The organism is Lederbergia ruris (genome assembly GCF_018332955.1).
GTDB lineage: Bacteria > Bacillota > Bacilli > Bacillales > Bacillaceae_C > Lederbergia > Lederbergia ruris.
This window is the reverse complement of sequence record NZ_BORB01000008.1, coordinates 1-13,918: the sequence shown is the minus strand read 5'-3', so window position 1 is coordinate 13,918 and position 13,918 is coordinate 1. Positions and strand designations below refer to the sequence as shown.

At 39.5% G+C, this 13,918-nt stretch carries 14 protein-coding genes; 6 read left to right on the top strand and 8 right to left on the bottom strand.

Annotated features, from left to right (window positions below; translation table 11 throughout):
* The first annotated feature begins 4 nt into the window (after nt 1-4).
* The 4 genes from KI363_RS06080 (at nt 5) to KI363_RS06065 (ending at nt 3,158) form a co-directional block, all read left to right on the top strand.
* The gene (locus tag KI363_RS06080; protein ID WP_212965826.1) at nt 5-865 is read left to right on the top strand and encodes a transporter substrate-binding domain-containing protein; all 861 of its coding nucleotides are present in this window, start codon (nt 5-7) and stop codon (nt 863-865) included.
* A gap of 85 nt (nt 866-950) precedes the next feature.
* Entirely contained in the window at nt 951-1,658 is a 708-nt protein-coding gene (locus KI363_RS06075) for an amino acid ABC transporter permease (RefSeq protein ID WP_158321099.1), read from the top strand.
* Nucleotides 1,659-1,672: 14 nt separating this feature from the next.
* Nucleotides 1,673-2,380, top strand: coding sequence for an amino acid ABC transporter permease (locus KI363_RS06070; protein WP_246516780.1), 708 nt, complete (start codon nt 1,673-1,675; stop codon nt 2,378-2,380).
* A 22-nt stretch (nt 2,381-2,402) separates the two neighbouring features.
* Nucleotides 2,403-3,158 carry an amino acid ABC transporter ATP-binding protein gene (locus KI363_RS06065; RefSeq protein WP_158321098.1) on the top strand — a complete coding sequence of 252 codons (756 nt, stop codon included), beginning with the start codon at nt 2,403-2,405 and terminating at the stop codon, nt 3,156-3,158.
* 40 nt (nt 3,159-3,198) lie between these two features.
* Here KI363_RS06065 and KI363_RS06060 read toward each other — a convergent pair whose 3' ends face one another.
* From KI363_RS06060 to KI363_RS06045, 4 genes are all read right to left on the bottom strand, one after another.
* Entirely contained in the window at nt 3,199-3,615 is a 417-nt protein-coding gene (locus KI363_RS06060; RefSeq protein ID WP_158321097.1) for a hypothetical protein, read from the bottom strand.
* 120 nt (nt 3,616-3,735) lie between these two features.
* A complete protein-coding gene (locus KI363_RS06055) occupies nt 3,736-5,361 on the bottom strand; it encodes an alpha-L-fucosidase (RefSeq protein WP_212965825.1) in 1,626 nt (541 codons plus the stop codon).
* Nucleotides 5,362-5,550: 189 nt separating this feature from the next.
* Nucleotides 5,551-6,822: an ATP-binding protein gene (locus KI363_RS06050; protein WP_246516779.1), complete on the bottom strand. Its 1,272-nt coding sequence runs from the start codon at nt 6,820-6,822 to the stop codon at nt 5,551-5,553.
* Nucleotides 6,823-6,984: 162 nt separating this feature from the next.
* A complete protein-coding gene (locus tag KI363_RS06045) occupies nt 6,985-7,125 on the bottom strand; it encodes a hypothetical protein (protein WP_191967363.1) in 141 nt (46 codons plus the stop codon).
* Nucleotides 7,126-7,493: 368 nt separating this feature from the next.
* Here KI363_RS06045 and sspO point away from each other — a divergent pair, with 368 nt between their 5' ends.
* Nucleotides 7,494-7,640, top strand: a complete 147-nt coding sequence (gene sspO / locus KI363_RS06040) for a small acid-soluble spore protein SspO (RefSeq protein ID WP_246516778.1) — start codon at nt 7,494-7,496, stop codon at nt 7,638-7,640.
* A 244-nt stretch (nt 7,641-7,884) separates the two neighbouring features.
* Here the strand turns inward: sspO and KI363_RS06035 are convergent, their stop codons facing one another.
* On the bottom strand, nt 7,885-10,977 hold the full coding sequence (locus KI363_RS06035) for an AAA family ATPase (RefSeq protein WP_158321094.1): 3,093 nt from the start codon (nt 10,975-10,977) through the stop codon (nt 7,885-7,887).
* A 23-nt stretch (nt 10,978-11,000) separates the two neighbouring features.
* Nucleotides 11,001-12,182: an exonuclease SbcCD subunit D gene (locus KI363_RS06030; RefSeq protein ID WP_158321093.1), complete on the bottom strand. Its 1,182-nt coding sequence runs from the start codon at nt 12,180-12,182 to the stop codon at nt 11,001-11,003.
* Between the two features lie 200 nt (nt 12,183-12,382).
* On the opposite strand from KI363_RS06030, the gene KI363_RS06025 reads away from it, so the two are divergent.
* Complete coding sequence (locus KI363_RS06025) at nt 12,383-12,559, top strand: hypothetical protein (RefSeq protein ID WP_212965824.1); 177 nt, start codon at nt 12,383-12,385, stop codon at nt 12,557-12,559.
* Nucleotides 12,560-12,816: 257 nt separating this feature from the next.
* On the opposite strand, the gene KI363_RS06020 is transcribed toward KI363_RS06025, so the two are convergent.
* Nucleotides 12,817-12,966, bottom strand: coding sequence for a sporulation histidine kinase inhibitor Sda (locus KI363_RS06020; protein ID WP_212965823.1), 150 nt, complete (start codon nt 12,964-12,966; stop codon nt 12,817-12,819).
* A gap of 247 nt (nt 12,967-13,213) precedes the next feature.
* Entirely contained in the window at nt 13,214-13,414 is a 201-nt protein-coding gene (locus KI363_RS06015) for a cold-shock protein (RefSeq protein ID WP_144921447.1), read from the bottom strand.
* Nucleotides 13,415-13,918: the final 504 nt, after the last annotated feature.

Here is a 13,918-nt window from a genome sequence, read left to right as displayed (position 1 = left end):
AAGTATGAAACCTCTAAAAGTATTTAGCTTCTTAATTGGACTTAGTCTTTTTGGGTTATTAGCTGGATGTGGGTCTGATTCCGCTTCTGGGGATTCTACTGGATCTGATGGAGAGGTAAGGAAGATTAAAGTGGCTTACGACCAAGCTTCTAAGCCTATTTCTTGGTTAGATGATAACGGAAATCCTACCGGTTATGATGTGGAAGCGATGAAATTAGTCGATGAATTATTACCGGAATATGAATTTGAATTTGTTGGTACCACAAGTGATGATTTGCTCGTTGGCGTATCCCAAGGGAAATATCAAGTCGGTGTCAAAAATGCCTTTTGGACAGAAGAAAGAACGGAAAAATTTATCTATCCTAAGGAATTTCTAGGTCTGAGTAGTATTGGTCTCGTCTTAAAAAAGGAAAATGAGCAAATTAAATCGCTAGAAGACTTTGCTTCTGCTGGAATGACTTTAGCTCCGATTGCCGCTAATAATGCTCAGTACACAGTCATTGATGAATACAATCAGAAGAATCCTAATAACCCGGTTAAACTTAAGGCTGGAGATACTTTTTCGGTTGACACCATACAGTGGGTGAATGAAGGCCGTGTCGATGGTGGGGTTATCATTGAGGGCCCCTTTGAAAAGCAAGTTCTAGCAGAAGACGGACCATACCATAATCTTGTAGACGAGGTTGTCTACAACGAGTTTAATGTTATAAAAACTTGGCCTCTATTTAATAAAAAAGAGCAAGAATTTGCAGATGCCTATGATGAAGCGATCAAAAAACTGAAAGAGGAAAAGAAACTTAATGGTTTAATGGAGGAATTTTATAACCGTGATCTTTTTGAGGTGCTTGACCAAGTAGAGAGATAGTATTAGTGTCCTTACAGAAAAATATCAGTCATGGAAAACAAGTACCAAAGCTATTTTTTCAATTTTGAAAAAGATGGTGAAAAACATGCAAAAGTATTTTGATGCGAGCTATATTTGGGATGCATTTCCTACCCTGATCCCCTTTTTAAAAGTAACTTTTTTGGTCGTCATACTCTCTGTTCTATTTGGAAGCTTTCTCGGCTTTATTTTAGCGACGATGAAAATCGGAAAAAATAAATTCGCCAAAAAAATCGCTCACGGGTATACAACCGTTTTACGTTGTACCCCTTCTATCGTTCTACTATTCCTTGTCTATTATGGAGTTCCCGCTATTTTTATCAATTTCGGCATTGATTTAAATGATATCGATAAAGCGATTTTCGTTGTACTAACGTTTACTCTGCAATTTGGAGCGATTATGTCTGAAGTAATCCGAACTGCCTACGAATCGATTGACAAAGGGCAATATGAAGCAGCAGTAAGCGTAGGACTAAGTCCACCTCAGGCTTATAGACGAATTATTTTTCCACAAGCCTTCGTGGTCGCCTTACCCAATTTCGGTAATGGTTTATTAGAATTACTAAAAGAAGGCTCATTAGCCTATACGATTGGTTTAATTGATGTAATGGGGAAAGCAAATATGATTATTGCGAGCAATTATAATTCTCATGCCTTAGAAATTTACATTGCTTTATCCATTATTTATTGGGTACTTTCGATCGCGATCGAACAATTTTTCTTAAAGCTAGAAAGGTTCTTTAGCAAAGGAAAACAAGTAGTTAAAAGTGTGTAGGAAGGTGACAACTCATGGGGATTGATGTTCCATTTCTAATCGATACATTTTTCATTGCATTATCTGGAGTGCCTGTCGCCTTGCTCATTACGATTGTAGCACTCTTCATCTCTTTGCCACTTGGCTTTTTGTTAGCCCTAACTAGACTAAATCAATTGCCAATTCTAAATCAGTTTTCTCGTGTCTATGTATCGTTTGTTCGGGGTACACCTGTCATTGTCCAAATTTTTATTATTTATAATAGTGTCCCTCTGCTCCTTGCAAGGATATTTGAAAAATACGATATTCAATCAAGCGTGTATGATATCAATCCGATTTGGTATGCCTTTATTGTATTTTCCCTCAATACAACAGCTATTTTAATTGAAGTGTTCCGCTCTGCCATTAATACGGTGAGCAAAGGGCAACTCGAGGCAGCCTTATCGGTTGGACTCACACAACCTCAAGCGTTTCGTAGAATTATCATTCCACAAACATTAGTTGTGGCTCTACCGAATATTTGTACAGCAACTGTTAATCTTATCAAAGCCACCTCTTTAGGCTATGCGATGTCCTTACATGAGATTACCTTGAAAGCACAGGTCGCAGCCAATGTTGGCTATAACTATGTGGAAGCGTATATCGATATTTTTCTCGTCTATTTAATCTTATGTAGTGTAGTAGAGTACTTGTTTAAATGGTATGAAAAACGTCTGACAAAGTATAAGATCGTGAGTGTCTGATAAAAGTGTAGGAGGCAAAAACATGTTACAACTCAAAAATGTTCATAAATCCTTTGGGAAAAACGAGATTTTGAAAGGTGTAGACTTATCAATCGATAAGGGAGATGTTGTCGTCATTATCGGGCCAAGTGGGTCTGGTAAAACGACCTTCCTCAGATGCATTAACTTCTTGGAAAAAGCAGATCAAGGTCAAGCCTCCTTTGGTGAATTGACCGTAGACCTCCATAGCGCATCCAAACGGCAAATTCACCAAATCAGACAAAAAGTGGCCTTTGTTTTTCAAAATTACAATCTGTTTAATAATAAAACAGCTTTAGAAAATGTAACGGAAGGGCTCATTATTGGCAGAAAGATCCCTAAAGGAAAAGCTGATGAAATTGGCAAGCAAGCCCTAGATAAGGTAGGCCTGTCCGATAAATACCAATCTTATCCCGGCGAGCTTTCTGGAGGACAACAACAACGGGTAGGAATTGCTCGAGCAGTTGCGTTAAATCCAGACATTATATTATTCGATGAACCTACATCTGCCCTCGATCCGGAACTTGTTGGTGAAGTCCTCACCGTCATGAAGGATATTGCCAACGAAGGAACCACCATGCTCGTCGTGACCCATGAAATGTCCTTTGCCCAAAATGTAGCCAATCGCGTTATTTTTATGAATGATGGGGTCGTTGTCGAAGAAGGCTCGCCTCACGATATTTTCGTCCAACCGAAAGAAGAACGAACAAAGAAATTCCTCCGCAGAATTCTTGCTGAGGACTATGAGTATCATATATAGGAGTTGTCAGCGCAACTCCTATTTTTTGATTATGACTAAGTTATCCTTCTACGATGGCGAGATATCTCAATACATGTTCATCGAATTCAACGATTAATATATCGCCTCTTTCTTTGGCGGAATAAATTTTTGCCCCGACGGGAAGCTTATTAGACATTTCATTTTCAAAGTCAGTATTTGTTTCATTTTTAGTTTTTATTTCACCAATCTGACTGTCTTTTGCTAATGACAACTCATCGACCCAATCAATATTCGTCATGTATATCACTTCATTATATTTAAAAATATCAGCATCCGGTTCTAAGCTTAAGATTTCTTCAGCATCAGGGTTTGAAGTTTCCATTTTCTCAACATTCATATGCTTTTTAGTTTCTTTTACCGCTTCATCATCATTCACACAACCTACCATGAATAAAAGAATTGAAATAAATCCAGCAAAAAATTGGCTCCATTTCATTTGATCGCCCTCATCTAACTTTTAGAGAATCGTTTTCTCTTTACATGGTTAGACGTATAGTGGACATAAAAGTTACCATAAATTGATACATCTCCATTATACAAGACTGCGATTTCACCTTTACTTAGCCCTTTTTACAGTAACCCTATCGATTTCCAGATTGATATCTTCTCCTTTATAAGAAGACTCAGCTCGTTGTATCGTAAGTGGGATCACTTCATTCGCAGATAGATGGATAGGTCCTATGCTCCCATTTGTAAGTTGTTTCCCTGTCACACTCAGCAAGTGATCGCCAAGCTGTATACGATACTGTGCGTCTCGATCAGCCTTTCCCGTTACAGTTAAGGTTGCTTTCCCCTCCTGCTGGCTAGCCAGATAGGCCGATATTCGGACAACCGTTTGTTTTGTAGTAAAATAGGAACCCTGATCTTTGTAACTATGTCGAAAATCAAGATCTTCCTTATGAATATTCCATTCTCCATCTTCTTCTTTAACTGTACTGCTTGGAATGAGTGTTGCTTTATCACTTAATTCTACTTTGACAACAGGTAAAATCTCGTCATCGGGTTTACTCGGTAAAGTAATGACACAATCATTTTCTTCCAATCGCCAATTAAGAACTTCTTCTGTGCCGTTCTCTATTACTCGTTTCACATCCGTTAAAAGTCCTGGTAATCGGAGTTCGCCTTCTTCCGGCCAATGCAGCACATATAAAAACAGATCCTGATCTTTCACCATCACTTCTCCCCAAGCTTGCGTTCCAAATCGTGTGGCAGATGAATCTAAGCAAGCATGCTGATGGCGCTCTAACCAGTCGCCAATTCCCCGGAGAACATCTGCTTCATATTCCACAATCGAGCCATCCCCACGTGGTCCGATATTCAACAAGTAATTTCCACCATTTGCTCGCACCTTCACTAGGCTTTTTACAAGCTCTTGCACCTTGCCGGTAAGGTCTTTTCTCTCTTGCCAGCTTCGATATCCCCATGTTGAATGATAAATGGAAGCAGGCGTCTGCCAAGCTCCATCAAGGGGGACGGAAGGTACTTCATTGTCTCCTAATGTTCGAAAATCCCCCTGATTATTCCAAATGCGGCTATTCACGGCTGCATCTGGTTGATATTCCCGTACAATCTGAAATCGCTTACTTTGTTCAAGTGTTGGCGCCCCCATGTCAAACCATACCTCGGCAATCGGTCCGTAATTCGTCAAAAGCTCTTGTAATTGCTCTACAATAATCTTTTCAATCGATTCCGGAATTTCATTGCAGTTGTTATGATCAAACTCATGTCCTTGGTGCCAGTCGACAAGAGAATAGTAGAGTCCAAGTTTTAATCCTTGTTTTTGGCATTCATCTGCTAATAACTTGAGAGCATCTTGGCCAAATGGCGTACGATCAACGATATTATAATCCGTTGTTTCCGTCTTAAACATCGAAAAACCGTCATGATGCTTTGTTGTCAACACGATATAACGCATGCCCGCATCTTTGGCAAGCTGGCAAATTTCTTCTGGATTAAAATGTTCAGCTGTGAATCGCTTGGCCACTTCCAGATATTCCTCCTCCGAAATATTTGCCCACATTTGAATTTGCTCATTATATCCTTTTGTGACAGGTTGCCCCTTCCAAACTCCACCAATTTCTGAGTATAATCCCCAATGAATGAACATCCCATATTCTAACTTTTCCCAAGCTTCTACTCGCGAATCACTCGTTGTTCTCAATTCTGCCGAGATCCCTCTCATGAATTATCCTCCTCTTACATTCAATATCTCATATATTGATAGCGCTCTTATTTTATCCTCTATGTATTCCTCTTTAAAGAGTACATATCCTTATATGAATCGTCAACTATATATACACGGAGAGAGGTTTGATTTTCTTTCTCCCCCTCTCTGTATCTATTTTTCTTCATTTATAGTAGGCTATCTTCATCACATCTCAAAACCCATTGACGAGTACTCATCCGTTTCCCATTCCCGCGTCCGTGCTTTTTCGTTCGCAGCTTTTAAATTTTGAATCAATGTATAGAGATCAACCGATTGCTCATAATGCCATTGCAGGGCTGCTGATGTGTATAGCTCATTTAACTGCGCCACAGAAAACGACTCTGTTTGTCTTGCCAGATAAAGAATATCCTCTTTTCTTAAAAAACGATCAATCTTTTTGCCAAATAAATATTTTTCCCTTAAAGCTAGACTCGGTGTCTTAATTTCATAGGCGCGATCAAATCGTCCAGCACGATTGATCAAGGCTGGATCAATGCGTTCCGGATAATTCGTTGTCCCAATTAAGAAGAGTCCCTCCTTTGATGTCGCCCCATCTAAAGCATTCAGAAAAACGGAACGAGCCGATTCTGGCATGGAATCAATATCTTCGATCACCAACACCATCGGGGCCATCTTGGCAACAATCGAAAATACCTCTTGAATCGAATAACTAGATGTATACTCTGTGATTTGCCAGTAGGCAATGGGCGCATCAATACTGCCTGCGATCGACTTTACTAAAGTTGTTTTTCCATTTCCTGGTGGTCCATATAGCAATATCCCTCGCTTATACGGAATATTGTATGTCTTGTAAAATTCACCACTCTCATTGAAAAATTCATCAATCGAGCGATAAATTTCATTTTTTAATTCTTCCTCTAATAGGACATCCTCTCTGCTGACTTGCTGTGTGATCCATTCCTTTGTTCTCTCCACACCATCTTCTGTATCAGTAAAAACCGTCACACATCCCTTCATAATCTCTTTTTGCCGTTCATAGACGTACGCCAAAAAGACTAGAAGGGCTTGATCATTTTCCGCTAAAATAAACTCTCTTTCATAATCTGCATGATTTTGAAAGATTGGTAATTTTATCAGAGCCACCTGATGATCCGGATAATAATAGACCGCATTATTCAAAGAAGGTTTAATGACAAAGCCTTGCTGATCCCCGTTTTGCTCATAGGTAATCGTTCCCGTTTCAATATAATCAAAAATATTCGCCACCAGTTGGGCGCGGCTAACATCAATATCTTCTTGAAGGACAGTCCAAATCTCTTCCTGTCCTTCACTATCTAAATAAAACTTTAACGAGCATTCTGTCTTTTCTTGCATGACTTGTAAGATTTTATCTAAAACATAGCCATAATCATGATAATTTGGCAAAATCTCACGCGTATTTTCAAGCATGCGAATAATAAACGAACTTTCTTTCAAATGTATAATCCCCTTCAAGCTATTATTTTTTCCTCCCCTTAGATTATATAAAAAGTGAAGATAGGTAAAGGTCGAAAAGCAAAATCGTTTGTATGGTAAAGCACTTAAAAAAAACGGAACAATATACAAAAGTGTAAATTGTTCCTGCAACAATGGCGAAATTTAACTAAGAGAATATCCTACTACGGACACCATGAAGATCACAGCCGCAACAGCGATAATTACGCCGATTAATTCAAATAATAATAAGGCTAAGGCAAAGTTCGCGACATCCAGAAAAAAGAATTGGCCCATGCGTGTCAAAATTTCCCACTTGAGCAAATTTCTCAAGCCCTAGAAGCGACTGCAGAACGGGCAATTTTCGCTTGGAAATATGCGTATAAAATCTTATTAAGCAACAAGAAAACCCCTTCAAGCACTTTTCAACGGAAAATCATTCGGACGGAAAGAGTACCCGACTGGTTTCAAAATGAAGAGCACCTGAATAAAGTAGACACCACGCCGAAATGGGATGAAGAAGCACTCGCAAAAAGACAGAGATTGGAGGCGATTCAGGAGAAATACCGGCAACAGGAAAACATGAGACTCTGCTAAATGAATTTCAAGTTCTGTCTACATTTTTTTACATATTTTTAACGTTCACACAAAGACTATCTATGGAGGTGATAGAGGTGGCAAAAAGAACGGAGAGTAATTTGGAAGGCTTAAATCCGGAAAAAAGGCCAAGTCGGAATGTGGGATATCAGGAAGAAATGGCACAGGAACCGCTTACCACGAAACAGAAATTAAATAATAAAAAGCGAAAAAAGAACCAATAACTGCATCAGAAATTCGCTGTATTGCTGTCATTGTCAATCGATCCTACCGACCATGCCAATGGGGATTTCACTGGGCACTTGAGTCCCTTTTGTTCTCTATTTACCTTAGTAAACGCTGTTAGTGATACCTTAGGCAAAGCCCGGAGAATAGGAAGAACGGCGAAAGTGCCACGGCTGCATGCCTTCGCCGTTCTTCCCTACATCCTGTAGGCCTCATCGATTTGCTGGCTCATCCTAAACTCATTCACTTTAATATAAATTGCGCCTGGCTATGACCTTCCTTCGTTTTCTTTACTTCAAGAATAGCGGGGAAGATCGATTTCAGCTCCTGAACATGAGAAATAACGCCAATCATTCTTCCCGATTGTTGCAGGTCAACTAATGTATCGATCGCTTTGTTTAATGCTTCTTCATCTAAAGTACCAAAGCCTTCATCAATAAACATTGTTTCGATTGAAATATTTCCTTGGAAGCTTTGAATAACATCTGACATCCCTAATGCCAAACACAAGGAGGCATTGAATTTTTCGCCCCCGGATAAAGTTTTCACATCACGAGTTTGCCCTGTATAAGCATCATAAATATCAAGGGCTAATCCGCTCTGCCTTCCATGGGTTTCTTGGCGATCACTACGGATTAAATCGTATTGGCCATTGGATAATTTTTTCAATCGTAAATTAGCGGCTTCAATGATTTGCTCTAAATATTCAATCTGTAAATACCGTTCAAAGGAAACTTTATGTTGATTTTGACCACGAATGACATCATATAAATCCGTTAAAATCGCTAGTTGTCGTTCACTTTCGCGCACACGTTTTTCCGCCTCTGTAATCTTGTCTAACAATTGAATTGCTTCCGCAGAGAATTTTTTTGATTGCTCCCACTGATTAAGGGCTGTTTCATAGGCTTGCTTCAATTCTTCTAATTGCCGTTGCAATCGTTGTAAATCCGCCATTTCTTGGTCTTTCAAGCTTGTTTCTAATTCCTTTACTTGCTCTTGAAGCAAGGAGCGTGTTTGTTTAAATTGCTGAATCTCATTTTTCAACTCTTCGCGTGCCTTTTCTGACATTTTGGCGGAATGATAAGCCTCTTCTGTCACAAACTCTGCCTTCTGTAAAAGGGAGCGCAATGTGGCTTCCATTTTTTCTCTCTTTGCCTTTGTCTCCACTTGTTGCTGTTCAGCATATTCTAAATTCGCCGTTGCCTTCGTTTTCTGATCTTGAATTTTTTGGAGTTGCTGTTGCACCTGTTCCCATGCTTGCTCAAGAGTTGTTTTTTTCTTTTCTACGGATTGAATTTGTGCTTCTAATTGCTTTAAAACACGTAATTCCTCTGGAATCGTTCGAACCCGCTCTATATAAAGCGTCTTTGTATTTTCTGATTTCAATCGCTTTTCCTGATAGAGCTGTTCAAGCTCGTCTTTTTTCTCGTCCAACTGTTTGAGCTCTTGCTGTTGCTCTCCCAATTCGCTTTTCCATTTAGTGAGTAACCGTTGGTCAGCTTTTAACTTTTCTACCTCTTCGTTTAGGACCTTTCCTTCTCGCTTTAATTGGTCCAGTTTCATCGGGACTTCCTCTACTGTCATACCATAGGATGCCACGTCGCCTTGTCTTTCTTGCAGCTGCTTAGTATTTGCTGTCCAATCAACTTTGAGCGTATGGTATTCATTTTCCCAATGATCCACTGCTTTTTTGAACGTTTCTAATTGTTCTTTTGAAATCATTCCCCCATTATCCGTCGCCTTATGGGGATGTTCACGACTTCCACAAACGGGGCAAGCTTCCCCATCATGCAAATGGCTCGCCAACACAAGAGCTTGTTGATTGAACCACATTTTTTCTTGCTCCAAGTATTCCGCCTTTTTCTGCTCGAAAATCCGCTTTTTCTGTTGTAACTCTTGGTCCAGAGTGATGTGTCTAAGCGCATATTTATGATACTCATGTAAAACTTTCCATTGCTCGCGTTTCTTTGTTAATAATTCGCTTTTCTCTGGATACTCGCTAACAGCCCGCTCCAATTCCACGATCTGCTGATGCCATTTCTCTATGGTATCCGTTTTTTCCTTTCTCTTCTTCTTAATGGTCTCGAGCTGAACATGTGCTTGATTGGCTTGTTTCTCCAGCAATTGGATCTGTTGTTTGACTTGGTCAATTTCTTGTACTGTTGGAAGGTAGCCCTGTAACCGTGTCAGTTCTTGGTGAAGCTGCTCTCTTTCCTCTTTTTTTCCTTCTTCCTGTTGATACATTTGCAAGGTCCGCTGATAGGCATCCTCTGTTCTCTTGTTTTCCTGAATAGCTTGTTCATAAGCTTGTTGCTTTTTCTCTTCCTCTTCTCGCCACTCTTTTACCTGCAGTTCATAGGGCTGAATCGTGCTCGCTCGCTCTGCTGCTTCCCATTGTTTTTCTTTTTGAGCAAAAGCCGGAATCTGCTCCTCTAAATGCAAAAGCTGTTGCTTCTTCCCGGAAAGTTCTGCAAATTTCTCATTCAACGCTTGCGCTTGATAAAATTCAACCTGTTTTTCTGTATGGCGTTTATAGGCTAGTTCATATTGTTCATGGTCTTTGGCTTTTCTCTCGCCATAATAGGCAACCTCTTCTTCAAGCCCGTGTAAAATTTGCTGAATATTATAATGCGGCTGTGATATGGCTCTAAAGAAGGAGGATTCCTCCCTGACAGGAAGAGTTGCTTGGACGTTTTGAATCAATGATTCTTTGACTCTCTCCTCTTGTTGGAAGGCTTCTTCTACCCGTTTTTTCCGATTTCGCAGTTTTTCACCGATTTGTTGGTAGCGATCGGTTTTGAAAAGGCGTCGTAATATATCCTCTTTATTTTCCGTTTGCGAGGTTAATAATTTACGGAACTCTCCTTGTGGTAACATCACAATTTGCTTAAATTGCGCTTGGGTGAGCCCTAAAAGCGACTCTACCTTTTTATCAATCTCGGAAACGATTTGTCGATCGACACAGGGAATTTCTTTGCCGTCTACCAACTCAAAAAACTCGTACCTTTCACCTGTTTTTGTCTTATTCCCCTGTTTCACATGGCCTAACTGTCGTAGAATTCGATATGTACGTTGATGAAGCTCAAAGATTAATTCCACCGCCGTGTGGATGTCATCCTCCGCGAAATGACTCCGCAGCATCGTTTGATTTTCCCGATCTTGTCCACTGGCACTTCCATATAAAGCAAAACAAATCCCATCAAAAATCGTTGTTTTCCCAGCACCAGTATTACCTGAAATCACAAAGATGGACTGCTGCTTTAGCTTCGTAAAATCAATGATTTCTGTATCTTTATACGGGCCAAAAGCGGTCATTCTTAAAGTTAATGGGCGCATCTTTCTCTCCCTCCTATGTAGGATTAATTTGTAACAACTTCCCTTTCTGTTTGAACAGCCGTCTCGTTTTCATCTTGTAATAATTCATCCACAATCTCTTTAAAAATTCTTTCCGTTTCTTCTGTTGCTTTTTCCCCTTTTACTTGTTCGTAGAAAGACTGAAAAAGCTCTAGGTCGCTCATCTTACTACGCGTCTGTTTCGTAGCAGAGATGGCTTGAGTGACGATTTGTTTTCTTTCCACATGCATAGCATTGGGATAAACGGAGCGAATTTTTTCCATCGGTGAAAGGATCGGGGTTTCATCTAATAAGCGAACGAATACATAATCTTCACAAACTGGATGAGTTAATAGCTCGGACATCGTAGCTTCGACTGTTCGCAAGTCTCTTTTCGGTGTGAGTTCTTTTTTTGTAATGGTCACTTCCCCATTTTGGTCAAGCTCCACAACGGAATAACCCTTTCGGTGATGTTCCTCGGAAATCGAATATTTTAAAATCGAGCCAGCATAGCGGATCTTTTCCTCCATGACATAATGGGCCTGATGTAGGTGTCCAAGAGCTGTATAATGAAAATCAGAAAAAAGTTGAGCATCGACATATTCTGCTCCCCCAATGGAAAGGGGACGTTCGGAATCACTTGTATTCTCTTCCTCATCTCCAAATGGCGTAACAAAAGCATGCCCAATCAGCACATGGCGAGCTTCAGGATCAAGCCTTGAGTTTATTTCCGTTATAATTTTTCGTGCTGCATCCTGGTGAGTTCGTACCTCTTCATCTGCAAATACATTGCGAACCATGCTTGGATCACAGTATGGGACAAGATGAAAATGCACCGGTCCAAATTCATCGTGAAAAATAACAGGACGTAATTCTTTTGTTAAGCGTCCAGACATATGTAAGCCATTTTGTTCCATGATTTTACTGCCAAAATGTAAACGACTGGGACTATCATGATTTCCGGCAATCGCCAATACAGGGATTTTTAATTTTAAAACGATCGTCTCCAGCACTTCATCTAAAAGTTGAACAGCTTCTGTTGGTGGCACGGCCCGGTCGTATAAATCCCCCGCAACAATCACGACATCCGGCTGCTCCTTCTCAATATCTTGAATAAATTGTTGTAAAACGAATCGTTGATCTTCTGTCATATAGACACCTTGTACCAATTTCCCTAAATGCCAATCTGCTGTATGGAAAATTTTCACTTATGATCACTCCTTGTCAATTTATTCTAAAGGATGAAAAAGGGGGAACGGCTAAGTTCGCCACATCCTGTTGGCCTATTTCTGTTCCTATTATTATAACGTATTTCTCTATGGCTCGTTGCGACATTCGACAAAAATTTCCCTATTGCAACAAAAACGGGACAAGTTATAATAGTACTAAAGGGGGGGTGAAAAATAGAATGGAAAAATCTGCTTTGCAGGAAATTTTACAAGCGCTTGAACTTCATTCGACTCAGATGGAGCGATTAGAGGAACAATTGAAAGGATTTGAAGAACGACTCGAGCGGATCGAAAAGAAAATTGATTCCAGTACAACGGTTTTACCGAAACAGCGAAAAATGTTGATTTACTTTTAATTCTGCAAAGAGGAAGATATCACCTCAAAGAATTCCACGCACCTTTTTCTTCCACCAGTTCTACAGCATTCATAAGCTACAACCAATATTAATACAGATTGATTTTCGAAAAAATCCCATCATTAGGAGCCATTTCAAAAAATGTAAGAAGTAGGCAAGCGCCTGTGTTTGTGCTGGCATAAGTGAAACCTCATTCAGTGAGGGCTTTTTCTCATCCCCCACTGATTGAAATCCCACTTTATCTAAGGCTAGTGTCTCTACCCTTTTTTCTCTGTTTTATCTGGATGTATATCAATGGAACGTCGTGTAAGTTCGGATTCTAGTTGTTGGATAAAATCGGGATCAAGTCCTAATTTTTTTGCATTGATGTAAGCTTCAATTAGGTTACGATCTGTTAATTTTTTCATGTCGATTAAATTGTTCTCATACTCCTTTCTGCGAAGTCACAAACTTGAAATAGCTTAATCTAGTGAACGTTTTCAATGCAAGCTTTTGATACTTTTTCCCATTTGTATTACTTTTCCAGTGGTTAAAATGTATGGAGGTGAGGGGGTTACTGCTCGCTAAGGCAAGATAAACCTCTTCCGCACAATAAAAAAAGAGGACCTCAGATCGCCCTACAGGGTACGATCTTCGGTCCTCTTTCAATATTTATTATAGTTTCACAACGTTAGCAGCTTGGTCGCCACGGTTGCCTTGAGTGATATCAAAGCTTACTTTTTGACCTTCTTCAAGAGTTTTGAAGCCATCGCCAGTGATTGCTGAGAAATGAACGAATACGTCTTCTCCGCCTTCAACTTCGATAAAGCCGAAACCTTTTTCTGCGTTAAACCATTTAACTGTACCTTGATTCATGTATAAATACCTCCAAAAATTTGTTACTTAATAACGATGTAAACAAAAATTCACATGCTTTCACGGAATAACTAAATAAATAATATAATCCCGTGAAAACATGTGAATTATAAGATTTAATACATATTAAGTGTAAAGCTATTATAGCACAGGTAAATTTTTATAGCAAGTGTTTGTGAAAGTTTTTTAAATTATCGCTGAAACTTCCCTTCGGGAGTTTGACACCTAAAAACTTAAAAAATGGACAAAAGCCTTGATATGGCTTTATTTTTTTGTCAATTTTTCCCTTTTATTCTTTCGTAATATTTCGTAACATGTTATAATGTAGATGACTAAAGCTGGTTTAAGGAGCGATTATGTGCGCATTAAAGTCAGTCGTTCTAAAAATTCTACATCTTATTTTGTGATTAAGGATATTTATCGAAACAATAAAAGAACAACCAAAGTTGTTGAATCCTTGGGAAATCACGAAGAAATTTTAAAAAAACATCCTGGCATTGATCC

Coding starts and splice junctions, on each gene's coding strand:
- KI363_RS06080 (WP_212965826.1), top strand. CDS start 5: ATGAAACCTCTAAAAGTATTTAGCTTCTTAATTGGACTTAGTCTTTTT.
- KI363_RS06075 (WP_158321099.1), top strand. CDS start 951: ATGCAAAAGTATTTTGATGCGAGCTATATTTGGGATGCATTTCCTACC.
- KI363_RS06070 (WP_246516780.1), top strand. CDS start 1,673: ATGGGGATTGATGTTCCATTTCTAATCGATACATTTTTCATTGCATTA.
- KI363_RS06065 (WP_158321098.1), top strand. CDS start 2,403: ATGTTACAACTCAAAAATGTTCATAAATCCTTTGGGAAAAACGAGATT.
- KI363_RS06060 (WP_158321097.1), bottom strand. CDS start 3,615: ATGAAATGGAGCCAATTTTTTGCTGGATTTATTTCAATTCTTTTATTC.
- KI363_RS06055 (WP_212965825.1), bottom strand. CDS start 5,361: ATGAGAGGGATCTCGGCAGAATTGAGAACAACGAGTGATTCGCGAGTA.
- KI363_RS06035 (WP_158321094.1), bottom strand. CDS start 10,977: ATGCGCCCATTAACTTTAAGAATGACCGCTTTTGGCCCGTATAAAGAT.
- KI363_RS06025 (WP_212965824.1), top strand. CDS start 12,383: ATGGAAAAATCTGCTTTGCAGGAAATTTTACAAGCGCTTGAACTTCAT.
- KI363_RS06020 (WP_212965823.1), bottom strand. CDS start 12,966: ATGAAAAAATTAACAGATCGTAACCTAATTGAAGCTTACATCAATGCA.
- KI363_RS06015 (WP_144921447.1), bottom strand. CDS start 13,414: ATGAATCAAGGTACAGTTAAATGGTTTAACGCAGAAAAAGGTTTCGGC.